This is a genomic window from Pseudoalteromonas sp. BMB, assembly GCF_001709235.1.
Classification (GTDB): Bacteria; Pseudomonadota; Gammaproteobacteria; order Enterobacterales; family Alteromonadaceae; genus Pseudoalteromonas; species Pseudoalteromonas maricaloris.
The window spans coordinates 22,097-37,902 of the sequence record NZ_MBQA01000165.1; the positions used below are offsets into that span (position 1 = coordinate 22,097).

Annotated in this window: 17 protein-coding genes and 2 pseudogenes; 13 read left to right on the forward strand and 6 right to left on the reverse strand. The window is 43.1% G+C overall.

Going from position 1 to position 15,806, the window contains the following annotated elements; genetic code table 11:
• The first annotated feature begins 41 nt into the window (after positions 1-41).
• The 4 genes from BB427_RS12820 (at position 42) to BB427_RS12835 (ending at position 3,605) form a co-directional block, all read left to right on the forward strand.
• A complete protein-coding gene (locus BB427_RS12820) occupies positions 42-929 on the forward strand; it encodes a hypothetical protein (RefSeq protein WP_045988636.1) in 888 nt (295 codons plus the stop codon).
• A 290-nt stretch (positions 930-1,219) separates the two neighbouring features.
• Positions 1,220-1,813, forward strand: a complete 594-nt coding sequence (locus BB427_RS12825) for a 1-acyl-sn-glycerol-3-phosphate acyltransferase (protein ID WP_069021010.1) — start codon at positions 1,220-1,222, stop codon at positions 1,811-1,813.
• 334 nt (positions 1,814-2,147) lie between these two features.
• Positions 2,148-2,849: a hypothetical protein gene (locus BB427_RS12830; RefSeq protein ID WP_069021011.1), complete on the forward strand. Its 702-nt coding sequence runs from the start codon at positions 2,148-2,150 to the stop codon at positions 2,847-2,849.
• Positions 2,850-2,864: 15 nt separating this feature from the next.
• Positions 2,865-3,605: a reprolysin-like metallopeptidase gene (locus tag BB427_RS12835; RefSeq protein WP_039495419.1), complete on the forward strand. Its 741-nt coding sequence runs from the start codon at positions 2,865-2,867 to the stop codon at positions 3,603-3,605.
• Between the two features lie 68 nt (positions 3,606-3,673).
• On the opposite strand, the gene BB427_RS12840 is transcribed toward BB427_RS12835, so the two are convergent.
• On the reverse strand, positions 3,674-4,294 hold the full coding sequence (locus BB427_RS12840; protein ID WP_069021012.1) for an arylesterase: 621 nt from the start codon (positions 4,292-4,294) through the stop codon (positions 3,674-3,676).
• On the opposite strand from BB427_RS12840, the gene BB427_RS12845 reads away from it, so the two are divergent.
• The 3 genes from BB427_RS12845 to BB427_RS12855 all read left to right on the forward strand — a co-directional run bounded on the left by BB427_RS12845 (position 4,293) and on the right by BB427_RS12855 (position 8,274).
• Positions 4,293-5,006, forward strand: a complete 714-nt coding sequence (locus tag BB427_RS12845; RefSeq protein WP_010376092.1) for an ABC transporter ATP-binding protein — start codon at positions 4,293-4,295, stop codon at positions 5,004-5,006. The two genes, BB427_RS12840 and BB427_RS12845, sit on opposite strands and share 2 nt — an antisense overlap.
• Positions 4,996-7,497: an ABC transporter permease gene (locus BB427_RS12850; protein WP_069021014.1), complete on the forward strand. Its 2,502-nt coding sequence runs from the start codon at positions 4,996-4,998 to the stop codon at positions 7,495-7,497. The genes BB427_RS12845 and BB427_RS12850 overlap by 11 nt, the downstream gene beginning before the upstream one ends.
• A 159-nt stretch (positions 7,498-7,656) precedes the next feature.
• Complete coding sequence (locus BB427_RS12855; protein WP_069021016.1) at positions 7,657-8,274, forward strand: HAD family hydrolase; 618 nt, start codon at positions 7,657-7,659, stop codon at positions 8,272-8,274.
• Between the two features lie 19 nt (positions 8,275-8,293).
• Here the strand turns inward: BB427_RS12855 and BB427_RS12860 are convergent, their stop codons facing one another.
• Positions 8,294-8,674 carry a DUF3224 domain-containing protein gene (locus tag BB427_RS12860; RefSeq protein ID WP_069021018.1) on the reverse strand — a complete coding sequence of 127 codons (381 nt, stop codon included), beginning with the start codon at positions 8,672-8,674 and terminating at the stop codon, positions 8,294-8,296.
• Positions 8,675-8,818: 144 nt separating this feature from the next.
• On the opposite strand from BB427_RS12860, the gene BB427_RS12865 reads away from it, so the two are divergent.
• Positions 8,819-9,613, forward strand: a complete 795-nt coding sequence (locus BB427_RS12865) for a helix-turn-helix domain-containing protein (protein ID WP_254663632.1) — start codon at positions 8,819-8,821, stop codon at positions 9,611-9,613.
• A 59-nt stretch (positions 9,614-9,672) separates the two neighbouring features.
• On the opposite strand, the gene BB427_RS12870 is transcribed toward BB427_RS12865, so the two are convergent.
• Complete coding sequence (locus tag BB427_RS12870) at positions 9,673-10,230, reverse strand: TetR/AcrR family transcriptional regulator (RefSeq protein WP_069021021.1); 558 nt, start codon at positions 10,228-10,230, stop codon at positions 9,673-9,675.
• 86 nt (positions 10,231-10,316) lie between these two features.
• Here BB427_RS12870 and BB427_RS12875 point away from each other — a divergent pair, with 86 nt between their 5' ends.
• Positions 10,317-10,850: a dihydrofolate reductase family protein gene (locus BB427_RS12875; protein ID WP_069021023.1), complete on the forward strand. Its 534-nt coding sequence runs from the start codon at positions 10,317-10,319 to the stop codon at positions 10,848-10,850.
• Positions 10,851-10,890: 40 nt separating this feature from the next.
• Here the strand turns inward: BB427_RS12875 and BB427_RS12880 are convergent, their stop codons facing one another.
• The gene (locus BB427_RS12880; RefSeq protein WP_069021025.1) at positions 10,891-12,264 is read right to left on the reverse strand and encodes an MATE family efflux transporter; all 1,374 of its coding nucleotides are present in this window, start codon (positions 12,262-12,264) and stop codon (positions 10,891-10,893) included.
• Positions 12,265-12,358: 94 nt separating this feature from the next.
• On the opposite strand from BB427_RS12880, the gene BB427_RS12885 reads away from it, so the two are divergent.
• The 3 genes from BB427_RS12885 to BB427_RS12895 all read left to right on the forward strand — a co-directional run bounded on the left by BB427_RS12885 (position 12,359) and on the right by BB427_RS12895 (position 14,365).
• Positions 12,359-13,231, forward strand: a complete 873-nt coding sequence (locus tag BB427_RS12885) for a LysR family transcriptional regulator (protein WP_069021027.1) — start codon at positions 12,359-12,361, stop codon at positions 13,229-13,231.
• Positions 13,232-13,444: 213 nt separating this feature from the next.
• Positions 13,445-13,957: a hypothetical protein gene (locus tag BB427_RS12890; protein ID WP_069021029.1), complete on the forward strand. Its 513-nt coding sequence runs from the start codon at positions 13,445-13,447 to the stop codon at positions 13,955-13,957.
• Between the two features lie 54 nt (positions 13,958-14,011).
• On the forward strand, positions 14,012-14,365 hold the full coding sequence (locus BB427_RS12895) for a VOC family protein (RefSeq protein ID WP_069021031.1): 354 nt from the start codon (positions 14,012-14,014) through the stop codon (positions 14,363-14,365).
• A 243-nt stretch (positions 14,366-14,608) separates the two neighbouring features.
• Here the strand turns inward: BB427_RS12895 and BB427_RS12900 are convergent.
• A pseudogene (locus BB427_RS12900) lies at positions 14,609-14,844 on the reverse strand (helix-hairpin-helix domain-containing protein).
• A gap of 37 nt (positions 14,845-14,881) precedes the next feature.
• A pseudogene (locus tag BB427_RS12905) lies at positions 14,882-15,103 on the reverse strand (nuclear transport factor 2 family protein); the annotation flags it as partial.
• Between the two features lie 129 nt (positions 15,104-15,232).
• On the opposite strand from BB427_RS12905, the gene BB427_RS12910 reads away from it, so the two are divergent.
• A complete protein-coding gene (locus tag BB427_RS12910) occupies positions 15,233-15,724 on the forward strand; it encodes a GNAT family N-acetyltransferase (RefSeq protein WP_069021076.1) in 492 nt (163 codons plus the stop codon).
• The last annotated feature ends 82 nt before the right edge of the window (positions 15,725-15,806 follow it).

Below are 15,806 nucleotides of genomic sequence, written 5' to 3' on the forward strand. Positions count from 1 at the left end.
GAGTTAAAGCATACATTGTGAACGCGCGACGAGGAAAAGGAATGATAGCCTCAATAAAGCTGGTTTTAACCTTCATATTACTAACGTCATATAGCGTCTGTGCAAGCGATCTTGTGCGCTATAACATCTCTAAAGAATTTGCCGATCCCAAACAAGACTACTACATCGCGTTGTTAAGACTGGCTTTAAATAAGAGCCGCGATAAATACGGCGCTTACCAACTCATTGAAAACTCTTTCGATCACACCCCCCAAGGACGCACCTTAGAAATTTTGGAGCAAGGGAAACTTTTAGATGTTCACTGGAGCATGACGTCAATCCAAAGGGAAAAAAGTTTAGCGACGGTATATGTGCCGTTATTAAAAGGGATGATGGGGGCGCGTTTATTTCTTATCCATAAAGATACCGAGGAAAGACTCTCCCTACTTAACTCACCCGCCCAATTAATGAGCTTCACGCTTGGCAGTGGTATCGATTGGCCTGATACCTCAATCTACGAAAAAAATGGCTTTGTTGTGGTTACTAGCATGGCAGCTCTATTACCTAAAATGCTAGAAGAAAAGCGCTTTGAGCTCTTTCCTCGTGCGCTTCACGAACCATGGACGGAGTTACAAAGTATGAATAGTGCAGTGGTAGAGTCCAAGTTCGCGTTTTGTTATCCCGCCGCCATGTATTTTTTCGTTAATAAAAACAATCGTCGACTCAAGGAGCGCCTTACCTATGGCCTCAACAAAGCAATAGAAGACGGCTCTTTTGATAAACTGTTTTTCAATCACCCAATTACTCGTGAAGCCATTGCAAAAGCTAAATTTGAAGAGAGAAAAGCATTGAAACTGCAAAACCCAAACTTGAGTGGCCACACAAGGGATACCCTGTTTAACCCCAAATATACTTGGCAACCTATCCACCAGTGCATATCCCCCAACTAAACCTAGCTCAGAGCGACAAGCTATTGAAACTTGAATTATCGGCTTTGGTTAATTAATCTGGGGCTGGGATACAGCAGTAAGGGATCTATATTAGTTCAATGATGCTTTTGTAGATTTCTCTGCCTAATCAGTAGTTCATTTTATATGATGGCATCGCACGCCTGCGTTTGGTACTTATGGCCTGCTTATCTTTCAATTTTGTTTTTGCAGCAAAGGTCAACAAGCCCCAAAACTGTCTACTAAAATAAATTCACCACCAATAAATAACAAAAACAAAGAAGGCCATTACCTTGATCAATATTCCACCTAATATCCCACGCTCGAACAGCCCTATTGGTCGAAAGCTTGGAAACTTGATGCTTAAGATGATGGGATGGAGGATAGCTGGCACTTTCCCAAGTGAAGACAAATTCGTAGCAGCCGTCGCGCCGCATACATCAAACTGGGATTTCTTTATTGGCATTGCTGTCAAGCTTGCACTTGATGTTGAAATTCGTTTTTTAGGCAAGCACACCATTTTTATCCCACCATTTGGCTGGCTATTACGCAAATGGGGCGGTATTCCGGTTAGGCGAGATACACCTCATGGTATGGTCACGCAGGTTCGCGATATCTTCAATGCCAACGACAAATTAATTTTGGGCTTAGCCCCAGAAGGGACTCGTAAATACACCTCAGAATGGAAAAAAGGTTTTATCTACATCACACAATCCGCCGAAGTCCCCATTGTGCCTATGGCAATAGACTACCGTAGTAAAACTTTTGTTGTTATGCCGGCGATTAACAATACTACAGAGCTCACTCCAGATCAGTTACTTCACCAAGTCAAACAACAGTTTTCAAAACAAATGGCAAAATACCCTGAACACGCATCAGGACTATGAATAAAAGCGTCAACTAAAGCTGAAAACTTTAAATATACAAATCAACTAGATAGAGACTAACAGATAAATAATGCCACTAATTGAAAAAATAAAGTCAATTTAATCAATCACTTTCAAAAAACACACTTTAGTTACATTAGTTTGACAACCCCACTGCTTAACACATTTAACCACACCACATTGTAAAGATTTGTTAATGAAATTTATACATATATATCATGAAGATATTTAATTTTAATGAATACAAATGAAAACGTTTGGTAAATTTAAAGTTGATCACAAACCCGCAAAATGAATAGTATTTCACCACTTATTAACGTATTCGTGGTGGATTATGCGATTGCTCATTGTTGCATTACTTGTTGGTTTTATTGGAATTGCTTTTTGGAAAATGATGCCTGAAGCTCAACTTTCACATGCAAATGTAATTCAAGTTTCGAACAACACAGAAGATGAGTCGAAGGCGACCCTAGAGCTTGACACGCTTGAACAAGGTTCTAAGCAAGCCATCACTACAGCAGCGCCAATACAAAAAAGTAGCGACTTTTATGCGGTGAATAAGGTATCGAATAAAGCAAAAGCCGTGCTGTCAGCCGCAAAGGTTTTACCACAAGACTTAAACAATGAAGCTTATATTGAATTTGACTTACCTACACTCAGAAAATTAGAAGGCGGCGATAACTTTGAATTGCTTATTCCGCAAACACAAGAGTCATTTGTAGCAGAAGTGACCGGCATATCCTTGGCAGAAAACGGCGATAAAAGCGTCTTTGGTAAGGTCACTGGTGCTGATGGTCGTTTCCATACCACCGTTTTGACGGTAGGCAAAGACGCCGTATATGGCCAACTCACCGCACCAAGCGGCAACTATGTATTCGAGTCAAAAGACCAATTTGGCTGGATCGCAGCCAAGCGAGACTTATATCGTTCTCACAAAGAAGAAGAACTGCATCCGCATGATAGTCATGATGAAACAAAACATAACTCAGTTTCTGTGAAGGAAGATATTTTTCAACCCAAAAGTAACGTTAACTAAAAGAAAGGAAAAACAATGAATACAACAGTAAAGGCAGCATCGCTGGCAACAGCACTCGCTCTATCTGCAAGCGCATCAGCAGTCACCGTTGATATCGGCATTCTTTATACTGATCAGTCAGCGGCTGCTACATCAAACATTAATACTAAAATCAATCAGTTGATTGCGTTTACAAACCAAGTTTACAGCCAAAATGGTATCGATCTGCAACTACGCCTTGCAGGTACGCAAAACTTAGGTAACTACAACATCACACCAACGAGTGCTTGGTTAGATTCTGTGACTAACAGCAGCTATGTAGCTAACCTACGTAATACTTGGCGTGCAGATATGGTTGCAGTACTTGGTACAGGTGAGCGCAATGGTAACTACATCACATGTGGTCTAGCTTGGGTAGGTCAAGGTAGCAATGGCAACCTATATTCAAGCATGAGCAACCGTATGTTCAGCATTACAGGTATCGATTGTGGTGCAACCACATTTGTTCATGAGCTTGGTCACAACCAAGGTCTAGCGCATTCACGCAAACAAGGTGACACCAGCGGTGGTGTATACGTTGATGGCATGGGCCACGGCGTACAAGACAACTTCGCTAGTATCATGGCTTATCCACATGTATTTGGTAATGCAACACAGTACGACTACTTCGCTAACCCGAACTGGTCTCTTGGCGGTGTACCTTATGGTGTAGTTGGTCAATCATATGCTTGGAAAACGGTAGATGCGACTAAAACGAGCATCGCAAACTTCAAGTAATCGCTTTACGTTCAAGTTTCAAACTAAAACACACCCAAACCCGCGCTCTTAGCGGGTTTTTTTCGTGCTTACTTTGCCAGCCATTGATTTATTTCTTTATACATAAAGTCGCGGATTAGAGGTTGTGCTTCTTTGTTTGGGTGTAGGTTATCGTTTTGCATTAACTCCGGTTTGTCCGCCACTTCTAACATAAAGTAGGGCATTAGGTAGCTACCGGTTTGCTCTGTCACTTGTTGGTAGCTCTCGGTAAACATACTGGTATAACGTGGACCTAAGTTAGGAGGTATTTGGATTTCCATTACGGCAACGTTGGCGCCTGCTTGTTGACTAGATTGCACCAGCTGTGTGAGATTTACCTTTAACCTTTTTACAGGGAAACCGCGCAAGCCATCATTACCGCCCAACTCGATTAATACATGAGTAGGCGAAATCGTTTTCAATTGCTGATTTATTTTTGCCACAGCATTACCTGTTGTTTGACCGCTAACGCTAACATTGATAATTTCGATCGGATTTTGTTCTGTTTCGTATTTATTTTGTAACAATTTAACCCAACCATCATCTTGTTTCAGGCCATAAGCGGCGCTTAAGCTATCACCAACTATCATGAGTTTTTGCTTGGCATTTGCGCTTAACGGCGTCATTACAATAACAAGTATGAACAACAACTTTAGGAAATAGTACTTCATGTCAGTGCTTTCTCAGTTAAATATGATCCAAGTAAAAGGCCTTACTAAACAGGTCTCTACCGTCGAAGGTAATCTCACTATCCTTAGTGATATCGATTTCACTGTCAAGTCAGGTGAGTCCGTGGCAATCGTTGGCGCTTCTGGCTCTGGTAAGTCAACCTTACTTAGTTTGCTTGCCGGCTTAGATATCGCATCCAAAGGAGAAGTTCATTTAGATGGCGAATCATTACAAAAAATGGATGAAGAAGCTCGAGCTCAACTGCGAGCAGAAAAAGTCGGCTTCGTATTTCAGTCATTTATGTTAGTGCAAAGCTTAACGGCGCTTGAAAATGTGATGCTTCCTGCTGAATTAGCTGGGGACAAAGGTGCAAAAAATCAAGCGACAGAGTTATTAGAAAAGGTTGGCTTGTCTCATCGTCTAACGCACTACCCTTCACAACTTTCGGGTGGCGAACAGCAACGAGTGGCCATCGCCAGAGCCTTTGTTGGCAAACCCAAAATCTTATTCGCCGACGAGCCATCGGCCAATTTAGACAGTAAAAACGGCCATCTTATCGAGCGTTTGCTGTTTGACCTAAACAAAGAGAATGGCACCACTTTGGTGCTTGTTACCCATGATGAGCAACTCGCTCAACAGTGTGATCGCATCATTCATATTGAAGCTGGAAAACTAGAAGTAATAAAACAAGGAGCGGCCGTCAATGTGGTTTAAGTTAGCACTTACTGTATTCTCTAGGGAATTTAGACGAGGCGAGCTCACCATCATTCTAGCTGCAATTGCGCTTGCAGTATTGACAGTGTTTAGCTTGTCTTCCATTACCGAGCGGATCCGTTTGAATCTAGAACAAAAATCCGCAGATTTTATTGCTGCTGACAGGCGGCTTTCAAGCAATCATGATTTCGACGACCGAGTACTAACCACAGCACGAGAGTTTGGCTTAAATACCGCCAAGCAAGTATATTTTGACTCGATGTTATTTGCCAACGATGAGTTAATACTTGGCGCGCTAAAAGCGGTGACAGAGACATATCCACTTAGAGGTAAGCTTACTTTAAGAGACAGCCTTAATGGCGAGAATTACCAAGTTCAAGCCGCTCCGAAAAAGGGCAATGTATGGCTCAGCGAAGGCTTGTTTTATTCCCTTGGCCTTAAAATTGGCGACGTGGTAGAAATAGGGGCAGGGCAGTTTACCGTGAGTAAGGTGCTCATTAGCGAGCCTGATGCCCCGTTCTTCTCGCTGGCGGGGAACAAACGCGTCCTTATTAATTATGATGATATTGCAGTGACTAAAGCCATTCAACCCGGAAGCCGAGTATTTTACCGCCTACTATTTTCGGGCTCAGAGCAGCAGCTGGGAGAGTACTACACTTGGCTCAAGCCACAACTCAAGAGCAACCAATCTTGGCAGGGAATAAAAGACAGGCAATCACCTTTGGGTGAAAACTTAGCTCGCTCAGAGAGCTTTTTGCTCCTTGCTGGACTATTTGGGATCATGCTCGCTGCCGTAGCGATGGCGGTTTCTGCAAAGCGCTATTGTGAGCGCCAATATGATCCCGTCGCCATGATGAAAACGCTCGGTGGTAGTCGCAAAACCATCCGCCGTATTTATCTTTTACACCTTTCTTTAGTGACCTTTTTTTCCGTTGTAGCCGGTCTTGCTATCGGTTACGGACTGCAAAGTATAGGAGCCGCTTATCTGATTAACTTTATGGATACGGCCCTGCCTGAAGCAGGGTTTAGGCCTTGGCTGTTGAGCATTGCCGTGGGTGTGGTATGCGCAATGATGTTTTCATTAAAACCACTATTAGATTTATTTGATATCCCGCCGCTGCGCGTCCTAAGACGCAACCTTGGAGACACCATCGCGATTAGCCGAATTCATATGGCGCTTTCAGTGTTAACTATTTTTGGGTTAATGTGGCTATTTAGTCGCGATATTAAGATCACCGCGATTTTATTCGGCGCAACCTTGCTACTCATGGCCGTGCTATACGTGATCTCACGACTATTATTTTCAGCGGGCAGAAAACTAGGGTTGAGCCCGGGCTCAAGTTGGTCTTTAGCCATTGCCACACTGCAAAAACGTGCCAATGCAAATGCGGTACAGCTAATTAGCTTTGCTCTGGCTATCAAATTAATGTTGTTTTTAGTGGTGCTGAAAAATGACATGATCTCAGATTGGCAGATGCAAGTTCCAGAAGACGCACCCAATGCGTTTTTTATCAATATCATGGAACAAGAAATTCAGCCAATGCAAAACAAACTCGATGAAAGTGGCATCAAGCATGAACATTTTTATCCCGTCTTTTTGGGCCGTGTAAATGCGCTGAATGGCGAAGAATTTGCGCGCAGGGTCTCACTACAAGAAGGTGAAGAAAAAGACGAAGATGCACGAGAAGGGGTAGGGCGAGAGCTCAACCTTACCTGGCTAGATGAATTGCCAGCGGGCAATGAAGTAGTCGATGGTGAGTGGTTTGATGACTCTGATGCGCTTCAAGTTTCCGTCGCCCAGGGGCTTGCCGAACGGGTAGGGATAAAAGTGGGGGACACGCTTAGCTTCCTAATCAATAGCCAAACAATTGAAGCCAAAGTGACGAGTTTACGTAGTGTCAATTGGGGCTCGCTGAAACCTAACTTTGTGATGATATTTAACGATAAAATCGCCGGCCAATTCCCAGTGACTTACTTTACTGCCGCCAAGCTTGAAATAGCAGACACTAAGGTTATTAGTCAGTTTTTGAAAGCGTATCCAACAATTAGCATGATCGACATTCAAAGTCAGCTCAAACAGGCGCAGTCGATGATTTCTCAAGTCTCACTGGCGATTAGCTTTGTACTTAGTATCGTGCTTATCAGCGGTTCTTTGGTGCTCATTTCTCAGGTTCAGGCGAGCCTTGCCGAACGTATGCAAGAAATCGTTATCTTGCGCACACTCGGTGCCAAAGGTCGTTTGATAAAACTCGCCACGCTTTATGAGTTTTTATTACTTGGCGGATTAGCAGGGCTGGTAGCTGCCGTGGTCAGTGACATTGCACTTTTGGTGATCCAAGTCCAAACATTCGATGTGGATGGCCGCTTGCACCCCTATATTTGGCTATTAGGGCCTGCAACTGGCGCAACTTTCGTCGCTGTAATTGGTTACTTTATGGTGGCGAACACTATGAAACAAAACACGCAAGGGCTACTACGCAAACTCGCATAGAACTTCGAAAAGTCTAAAAAGTGGCTCACCATTACCCTCAGTGAGCCACTCATCTCGCAAAAGCAAAACTCCATCGTCTTGATCTTTACAAACTTCAATTACGTACCTACCTTTAAGTAGGGCTACGCAGTACACATGCGAAACCAAAGGATATTAAAAATGGATAGGATACCGGTTAAAGGCATCATTTTTGACCTAGATGGCACACTAGTGACATCTGAACTCGACTTCTCACTTATTCGGGCACAAATTGGCTGTCCGGTAGGGCAAGACTTACTCAGTTTTATCAGTACATTGCCTTCACCTTACATGCGTGAAGAGGCCATGAACATCGTCCACCAACATGAATTATGTGACGCACAGCACTGTGAAGTTATTCCTGGGGTTAAGGAGTCTGTTGCGCACCTTTCGAGAATGGGGGTCCCGCTTGCCGTTGTGACCAGAAACTTTGCAAAAGCGGCGCGATTGAAGCTTAAAACAGCGGGATTGCCAATTCCATTGATTTTAACCAGAGACGACGCGCCAGCCAAACCAGACCCGGCCGCACTGCTGCAAGTTGCTCAGACCTGGCAAGTGCCACCTTATCAATGTGTTTATGTTGGCGATTACCTCTACGATATAGAGGCGGCACATAACGCCAATATGCCGTCATGCTTGTTTGCCCCCAATGACAAACCTCACTACGCAGAACAAGCAGATGTCGTCATTAGTCACTTTGCTGAGTTAGTTGATGCGCTGTACACGCTAGACATGAGAAGACACCGCTACTTAGCCTAGCGCAATAACATTGAAGCTATCAGTTATGTGTTATTTGGTAGTTTGCCTTTTTTCCCTCAGTCGACTCAAATGACCCTTTGTCACCCACCGCAATCGCGTCAACATCGCTCTGTACCACCGTAAAATTACTATGTGCTTTACCGTGCTTAAAACGACCATCGTGCATCAATACAATCTTACCTTGTTGCCCAGAAAAGCCCCCGGTTACGGCTTCAAAGCCATTAAACTCAACATCTCCTTCTTCGGTATAGTGAAGCTGATAATAAACTTCGCTACTGCCTTCAATTTCGCCTTCATAACTGAGGCTCACCACGGCTTTTGAGAGTTTAGCACCATCATCAAATTGTTTTTCTGTGGTTTCTTGCCAATTGGTAATTTCGTACACACCTGTTAGTTGCATCGCATTTCCCTTAATTTTATAGTAGAAGAGTTTGACCTTGCTCTGCAGTTTCATGCAGCTTGTTTTAAATCTAGCACGCAATTTAAAATTGGTATTGTAAAAACACGACAACAAACAATGAGCTCTATCCATAACAAGGCAGCGATGAAATCTAACCTTAGCCCAATCAACGGCGTACTTCACCAACAACAAAGCGCTCCAAACTACCAGCTTAGACGGTATTTCCCATGCACAGAGTTAAAAGGTCTTGTCGAGCAATTTTGGTTTGTCGACTGGAGTTTGCCGGATAATAAAACCCATACACAAAGAAACTTACCTGATCCCAACTTTCATTTACTGCTAAGTACCGATGAAATAAAAATTATTGGTCCTGTAAGCAAAGTATACGATTACACAATGTATGGAAAAGGGCAGATCTTAGGGGTTAAATTTAGGATCGGTGCCCTAGTAGAGCGATTTGATATCACCCCTTTGGCATGTGTCGATAAAACCTTTTCTTGGGAGCATCTTTGCGATGTGCCGTCAAGTTCACTTGTTTCTTCATTAACGATGGCAAGTGACGATGCAGAGCGGGTACAAGTGCTATCACAATTTTTAACGCCGTTTACACCCCCCTTAAGCACAGGTGCAGCTATGGCTGAAGATATTCTCAACACTTTGCAAGATCACAGCGATATTTTTACGGTTGAGCAACTTGCTAAACACTGCGACATGCCAATACGAAAAATACAAAGGCTTTGCCAACACTACATCGGTTTTAGTCCCAAATGGCTAATTCGAAAGTATCGCCTGCACCAAGCGCTTGCACTGCTTGAATCTGATGCGACTACAATGGCAGACATTGTTGCTCAGTTGAACTATACCGATCAGTCACATCTTATTAGAGATTTTAAAGAAATAATCGGCACCACTCCCAATCGTTATCTCAAGCGTCCCTAACAGGTACTTCGCCTCTATGTGTTGTAATGCCCCTTTACAACGCCACAACGCAATGACACTTAAGCCTCAATCGCTTTACAAATTAGTGCAATTGCACCGCTTGTCATCGAGACATTTAACGCTTCTCTATCTGGGTTACACTCCATAGCGAGTGCAAAACCATGCAGATAATCAACCAGTAAGCAAATCGCATCTTGTTGTGCCTGCCCTTGTAATTCAAGCGTTTGAGTCACTTCTTCAAATCGAGTTTGAAACACTTCAGCTGGACCTACTGAGTCCATTGATAGCAGCACAGTTAACAACCCTGGATAGTCGTCGAGTAGCTGTAAATAACTTGCACTGAGCTTTTGCAGTTCTGTTTGCCACTGTTCATCGCAGCTAGGTTCATATATTTCATCGACTAAAGAGCAGGTCAAAGCTTCGAGCAAAGCCTGTTTGTTTTTAAAGTAGTGATAAATTGCCATCGCATCGACATTTAGGTTGCTCGCCAACGCTCGAATACTAGGCACTTTTCTGCTTTCCTTCATCTGCAATTTGGCTGCTTGTATGATCCGCTCCTGACTTAGTGCTTCACCTTCCGCTAACGGTCGGCCACGCTTCTTCTCCTTGACACTCATTGTTTACTCTCGCTAAGATAAAATAAATTCTACATTGTAGAATTTATTTTATCTTGAAATGGTTTAGGGTTCAATTGGAGTATAAAATGGCAAACATCGTCTATATCGGGGCAAGCCTAGACGGCTTTATCGCGGATAAAAACAACTGCTTAGACTGGCTACACGATTTACCCAACCCTGAAGGTTCTGACTTGGGGTTCGCCGATTTTATGGCCCGCGTAGATGCCATCATCATGGGACGTAATACCTTTGAGACAATCCAAGGATTTGATTGCGAATGGCCATACAATAAACCTGTTTTTGTACTAAGTAATACGCTTAAAGAGGTACCAAAAGTCTTTTCAGATAAGGTATCGCTTGTACGAGGTGAACTGACAGATATCGTCAAACAACTGGCTCAGCTGGGCTTTAAAAACCTTTACATTGATGGCGGAAAAACCATACAAAGCTTTCTTCAACAAGATCTCATTGATGAGCTAATTATCACGACCATTCCAACTATTTTAGGTGGCGGAATACCTTTATTCGGAGAATTAAACGAACCGCTTAAATTTAGACATGTGAATGCTGTGAGATATTTAGATTGCGTGGTAAAAAATTACTACATACGCCAAAGATAACCCTAAGAAGGCGCTTAAAATAAGCGCCTACAATATGCAACTAAGCGCACGGCTTATCACCTGACGTAGCTTCCATATCTGCATGCTTTAACTGATATAAATCACGCCAAAGCAGAGGGATGATAATAACGGTTAACGTGATGTTTGAGATAGGTACCGCAAGCCACACCCCATCAACACCAAACCAGAAGGGCAATAAATATAAAAACGGCAATTGCACCAGCATGTTTCCAAGCGAAATAGCCAACGCTTTACCGCCTTTGCCTACCGCGACAAAGTACATCGAGGTAAGAAATATAAAGCCATCCAAGAATAACGTGGATAGATGCAGCTGCAAACCACGCTCGGCCGCGTTGAGCAAAGCCAAATCCTCACTGAAGAGCCCAAGTACATCCTTCGGAAACAGATAAAACATCGTTACCATCATCACACCAACACCCAAGCTCACTTTGAGTGCCAGCTTAAACATAGTGTGAATGCGCTGGTAAAGGCCTGCTCCATAATAATAACTGATGGGCGGCTGGACACCATTCGCTACGCCTTCTGCGATAAAATAGTAAATAACGCTAAGGTAACCAACCACAGCGAAAGCTGCCACCTCAACTTCACTGGCAAATATCAGCAACTGCTTGTTGTGTAACGCAACGATAAAGCCAAAATATAAAAACATCACCAACCCTGCAGCGCCTAGCTTTAGTATTTCCAGAGCTAGTGGCTGATTAAACGCGCCTTTGGGTTTACTTTCGTCACCAGAAGTGAGCAAAAAGTAGAGCGCTGCAAGTGCGACTATCCCTTGTGAAATCAGCGTAGCAAGTGCAGCACCGGGCAGTTGCCATTGCATTTTCACAATCATAAAATAATCGAGCACTATATTGCTGAGCGCCCCTATAATTAGCAACGCTGTTGCCATTTCTGGTTTACCGTTGTTTCTTAGTAGTAACGGCAGTGCACCTGCCGCAATGGTAACCCCAGCACCCCAATTCAATACCTGTAAGTAGGCCAAACTGGAATGTAAAAGCTCGCCCGATGCACCTTGAAGCTCGAGCAAACTCGGTCCGAATAATACAAGGACAATCATTGCAACCACAGTCAAGATAGCGATGAGCCAAAAGCTGGTGCTCATCAGCTGCTGCACACCTGTATTTTCGCCAGCGCCACGATAAATCGACAGCAAACTGCCAGATCCCATCCCGACTAAAACGCCAAAACCAATAATGATCCCTATAATGGGCCAAGCAAGGTTTACTGCGGCCAACCCCTGAGCACCAAGGTAGTGACCAATAAAAATACCATCGACGATTTGGTACAATCCGTTGACCACCATTGCGACAACGGCAGGGATAGTATAACGCCAAAAAGTGCGGGTAACGTTAGCGTCTTTTGTGGGGGTTTTGCTCGCTGAATCTAACAGCATGATGAAATCCTTAAGCATGAAAAGCCGTTATTATCCTTGTAATTGAGATTGGTCAAAGTTAGTATCCATCCGAAATTCGGATAGGTTAATCATTATGCATTGGACACTCGATCAACTTGAAGCCTTTGTCACCGCCGTCAGGTTGGGGTCATTTTCAGCTGCGGCAAGATACTTGGGAAAGGCACAATCTCGGGTCAGCACCGCAATTGCCAATCTGGAAGCCGATCTAGGCTTTGCACTTTTTGACCGCTCCGCCAGGCTGCCTGTGTTAAATCAAGCTGGTCTCGATCTGTTTAAAGAAGCCGAAGCGGTGCTCATGCAATGTCAGCGACTGCAATCAAGAGCCAATTCTCTTAATAGTGGCGAAGAGGTGTCTCTCACCGTTGCCATGGATGAAGCAGTGCCCATCATCGCATTTGAATCGTTGTTTGAACGATTAGCTCAGCAATTTCCGCTATTAAAATTAGCCATTATTAATGGCTCCCAAGACGATATTGCACAATGGGTGAGCGCAAAAAGGGCAGAAATAGGCATTTTATTTCACCAAAAACCATTGCCAGAATCGCTGGATTTCACTTCGATAAACAGCTTTAAACAAATCTTGATCTGCTCCCCTCACCACCCGCTGGCACAACATCCGGCCCCGAGTATTGAAGAGCTAAATCGACATCGGCAGCTCGTAATACGCGACCGCATTGGTAATACTCAGTCACAAGCCATATCCACAAGTCACTGGCACATTGACAGTTACTATTACATCATGGGTTTAGTCATTAGAGGCGTTGGATGGGCATTAGTACCTGAACATGTTGTCAATACGCCGTGGTACATGGGAGAACTGTTCGAGCTATCAACCGAACATATCCCTAACCCTCTAGTCGTCGAAATGGGCATAGTGCAACGCAGAGATCAAAGCAAAGGCCCTATTGTGCAGTGGCTTTATAACGAAACAGCTAACTTATTCTGAGTAAACCTATACTGTCAAATTAAAGCCATACAGGCTCTGCATAGGCTGGTATTTTTTCTACACTGATGGTTAAATTGATTTGTTTTGGATAAATTTCCTTTTAGCAAACACCAGTAACAAAAGTTCACATTTACATAGTAGAGTGGAATTAATACTGAGAACCAATTTAGGAACACGTAGTTTTATTGTTTAAGACTGCAGTTAGGATACATTATGTTTGATAAAAATACGCTTATTGAAGCCTACGAAAACGTTTTAATTACGCTCATTAAAAAGCGTATCAACGAGTTAAAGTTTTATGTAAATCAAAGTACTTATTCTCATATGTCGTTATCTGTTGAATTTTGGCATTACGATGTAAATTGGAATATCTACAGCCTGCCCGACAGCCGTTTCGAGCAGCATAAAAACGTTGCTTCAGACGAGTTTATCATCTTGTCTGATTTTGAAGATGATTGTCCAGAAGTCAGTAAACTGAGAGACATTTTCGAAAGCTGGGAAGATATAGAACTCGTTGAAGACGAGGACGAGAATATGGATATGTTGTTCAAGCTATCTCATGAAGCGCTCGCCGAGGCACTATGCGGAAACGAAGTAAAACCACTATTACTAGACATCTTTGCTGAAAATAAAGCGCTGAAAAATAAACCGCTTAACGAGCTTATCAAAGTAGAAGATCCGGACGGACGTTTTGATCTCAACTTTATAGCAGCCGCTTATCAGTAGGGCGGTGAGACAACGTTTTAAGCACACGCTTAGACATATTTGGAGCTTAGTCTAATGAAAGTAAAACGGATTATTTCAAATATTTACACCCCCAACCCAGAGGATGCCGCAGTATTCTATGAACGTGTCTTTGGTCTTGAGCTTGTCATGGACCATGGCTGGATTAAAACTTTTAGTTCAGGTGAAGAAATGATCGCACAAATTAGTGTGGCATCTGAAGGGGGATCAGGAACGCCTGTGCCTCAATTATCCATAGAAGTCGACGACCTTGACACCGCTTTGAATAGAGTTGTTGCGGAGCAAATACAGATTGAGTATGGACCCGTGTCGGAGCCATGGGGTGTGCGCCGCTTTTATGTTCGGGATCCATTTGGCTACTTAGTGAATGTGCTGCAACACGAAAAGTAAGCTACTTTTATCGCAGCAGATTGATTATTCGTAGCAACAAATAATAAGGGAGCTTTCTTGCAAACACTCCCTTATTCATTGCTCCAAAGGAGCCCTGATTTAAAAAACCTGTAGTTTAAGTTGCAACCCGATGTAAGATGGTTGATTCATACTCTCACTTGCGGATGATAGAGCGGTCAAGCCCATAAATCTAACCCACTTAATGTAAAGGGGCTTTACATCACACCACCATAAACCAGTCAGTTAACTTACTTCTTTGGCTTTGGTAATAGCAGCTTGGATCGCAGCTTTGGCCTGTGGGCTGTTTTTCCAACAAGTTGTTCGCAACATAGAAGCGACCCGCTCAGCTATTTCTTCAACTTCATAAGTCGCAAGTTCGCTCAAACTGCAAATACCGATTTCTTCAAAACGCTTTATTACCGTAGGGCCAACTCCCTTGAGTGCGAGTAAGGTGTTTTTTCACTTTCAGAGAAAACCATAATTCAGCTATCCTTTTCTTTATCAAAACGCTCAACATTAGCGCGATAATATTGAAATTCTATCACTATCTTGGCTTGAGAAGTCTGGATCAACATAAATATGCATTCTTGTGATCAAGTTATCAGAGAATTCGAACACACTACAAAAACGGCCAGATGAAATTTGATTATCAGGCCAGTGCGTACCATCACGCATCACACCGCCTTCGCGCCCTTCAACAACAACAGTTTTTCCAGACACAATGAAATTAAAATGCGCAAAATAAAGTCCGATGACGACAACCTGCCCCAGCTTGCTTTTCTCAACACAAAGCACGCATTGTATACCTCGAAAGGGAATGGTAACTTATTGATGAATTTACGTTTAAATTTATTGAAAGAAAGCTCAATGTTCAAGCTAAGACCGTTCCAAGCCAATGATGTTGACAACATAGTCGTGATTTTGAACGATCCCGATGTCGTTCGGTATTTATCAACAAAAATTCCTCAACCTTACACCGAGCAAGATGCCATGTGGTGGGTAAATGAAGGCAGTAAACACGGCTATGTTCGGGCGATTTGCGATGGTCAGCAACTTATCGGCTGTATAGGTGTTAATCCTGGCGAGTTTGAATATGAGCGCTCTGGTGAAATAGGCTATTGGCTCGCAAAAAGCCATTGGCGTAAAGGAATTACTCATAAAGCCATTTTGCACATTACCTCAGAGGTATTTAGCGAGACCAATATTGAACGGATCTTTGCCGCAGTATTTGACGACAATCATGCATCAATGAAGCTACTAGAGAAGTCAGGTTTTGAGCAAGAAGCGGTGTTAAAACACGCTATATTCAAAAATGAACGTTTCTATAACAATCACATTTTTGCCTTATTAAAGCCTTAAGTATACAGCTGCTTAGCTCAATAGTCAGTCGGCGACCCTAGTTGCTAAGTAGATCCATATTAATTTGTTGGCTTCATTATTA

Excerpts from the sequence above, each read along its gene's own strand:
- BB427_RS12820 (WP_045988636.1), top strand. The coding sequence starts at position 42 with ATGATAGCCTCAATAAAGCTGGTTTTAACCTTCATATTACTAACGTCA.
- BB427_RS12830 (WP_069021011.1), top strand. The coding sequence starts at position 2,148 with ATGCGATTGCTCATTGTTGCATTACTTGTTGGTTTTATTGGAATTGCT.
- BB427_RS12835 (WP_039495419.1), top strand. The coding sequence starts at position 2,865 with ATGAATACAACAGTAAAGGCAGCATCGCTGGCAACAGCACTCGCTCTA.
- BB427_RS12845 (WP_010376092.1), top strand. The coding sequence starts at position 4,293 with ATGTCAGTGCTTTCTCAGTTAAATATGATCCAAGTAAAAGGCCTTACT.
- BB427_RS12840 (WP_069021012.1), bottom strand. The coding sequence starts at position 4,294 with ATGAAGTACTATTTCCTAAAGTTGTTGTTCATACTTGTTATTGTAATG.
- BB427_RS12850 (WP_069021014.1), top strand. The coding sequence starts at position 4,996 with ATGTGGTTTAAGTTAGCACTTACTGTATTCTCTAGGGAATTTAGACGA.
- BB427_RS12855 (WP_069021016.1), top strand. The coding sequence starts at position 7,657 with ATGGATAGGATACCGGTTAAAGGCATCATTTTTGACCTAGATGGCACA.
- BB427_RS12860 (WP_069021018.1), bottom strand. The coding sequence starts at position 8,674 with ATGCAACTAACAGGTGTGTACGAAATTACCAATTGGCAAGAAACCACA.
- BB427_RS12865 (WP_254663632.1), top strand. The coding sequence starts at position 8,819 with ATGAAATCTAACCTTAGCCCAATCAACGGCGTACTTCACCAACAACAA.
- BB427_RS12870 (WP_069021021.1), bottom strand. The coding sequence starts at position 10,230 with ATGAGTGTCAAGGAGAAGAAGCGTGGCCGACCGTTAGCGGAAGGTGAA.
- BB427_RS12875 (WP_069021023.1), top strand. The coding sequence starts at position 10,317 with ATGGCAAACATCGTCTATATCGGGGCAAGCCTAGACGGCTTTATCGCG.
- BB427_RS12880 (WP_069021025.1), bottom strand. The coding sequence starts at position 12,264 with ATGCTGTTAGATTCAGCGAGCAAAACCCCCACAAAAGACGCTAACGTT.
- BB427_RS12885 (WP_069021027.1), top strand. The coding sequence starts at position 12,359 with ATGCATTGGACACTCGATCAACTTGAAGCCTTTGTCACCGCCGTCAGG.
- BB427_RS12890 (WP_069021029.1), top strand. The coding sequence starts at position 13,445 with ATGTTTGATAAAAATACGCTTATTGAAGCCTACGAAAACGTTTTAATT.
- BB427_RS12895 (WP_069021031.1), top strand. The coding sequence starts at position 14,012 with ATGAAAGTAAAACGGATTATTTCAAATATTTACACCCCCAACCCAGAG.
- BB427_RS12910 (WP_069021076.1), top strand. The coding sequence starts at position 15,233 with ATGTTCAAGCTAAGACCGTTCCAAGCCAATGATGTTGACAACATAGTC.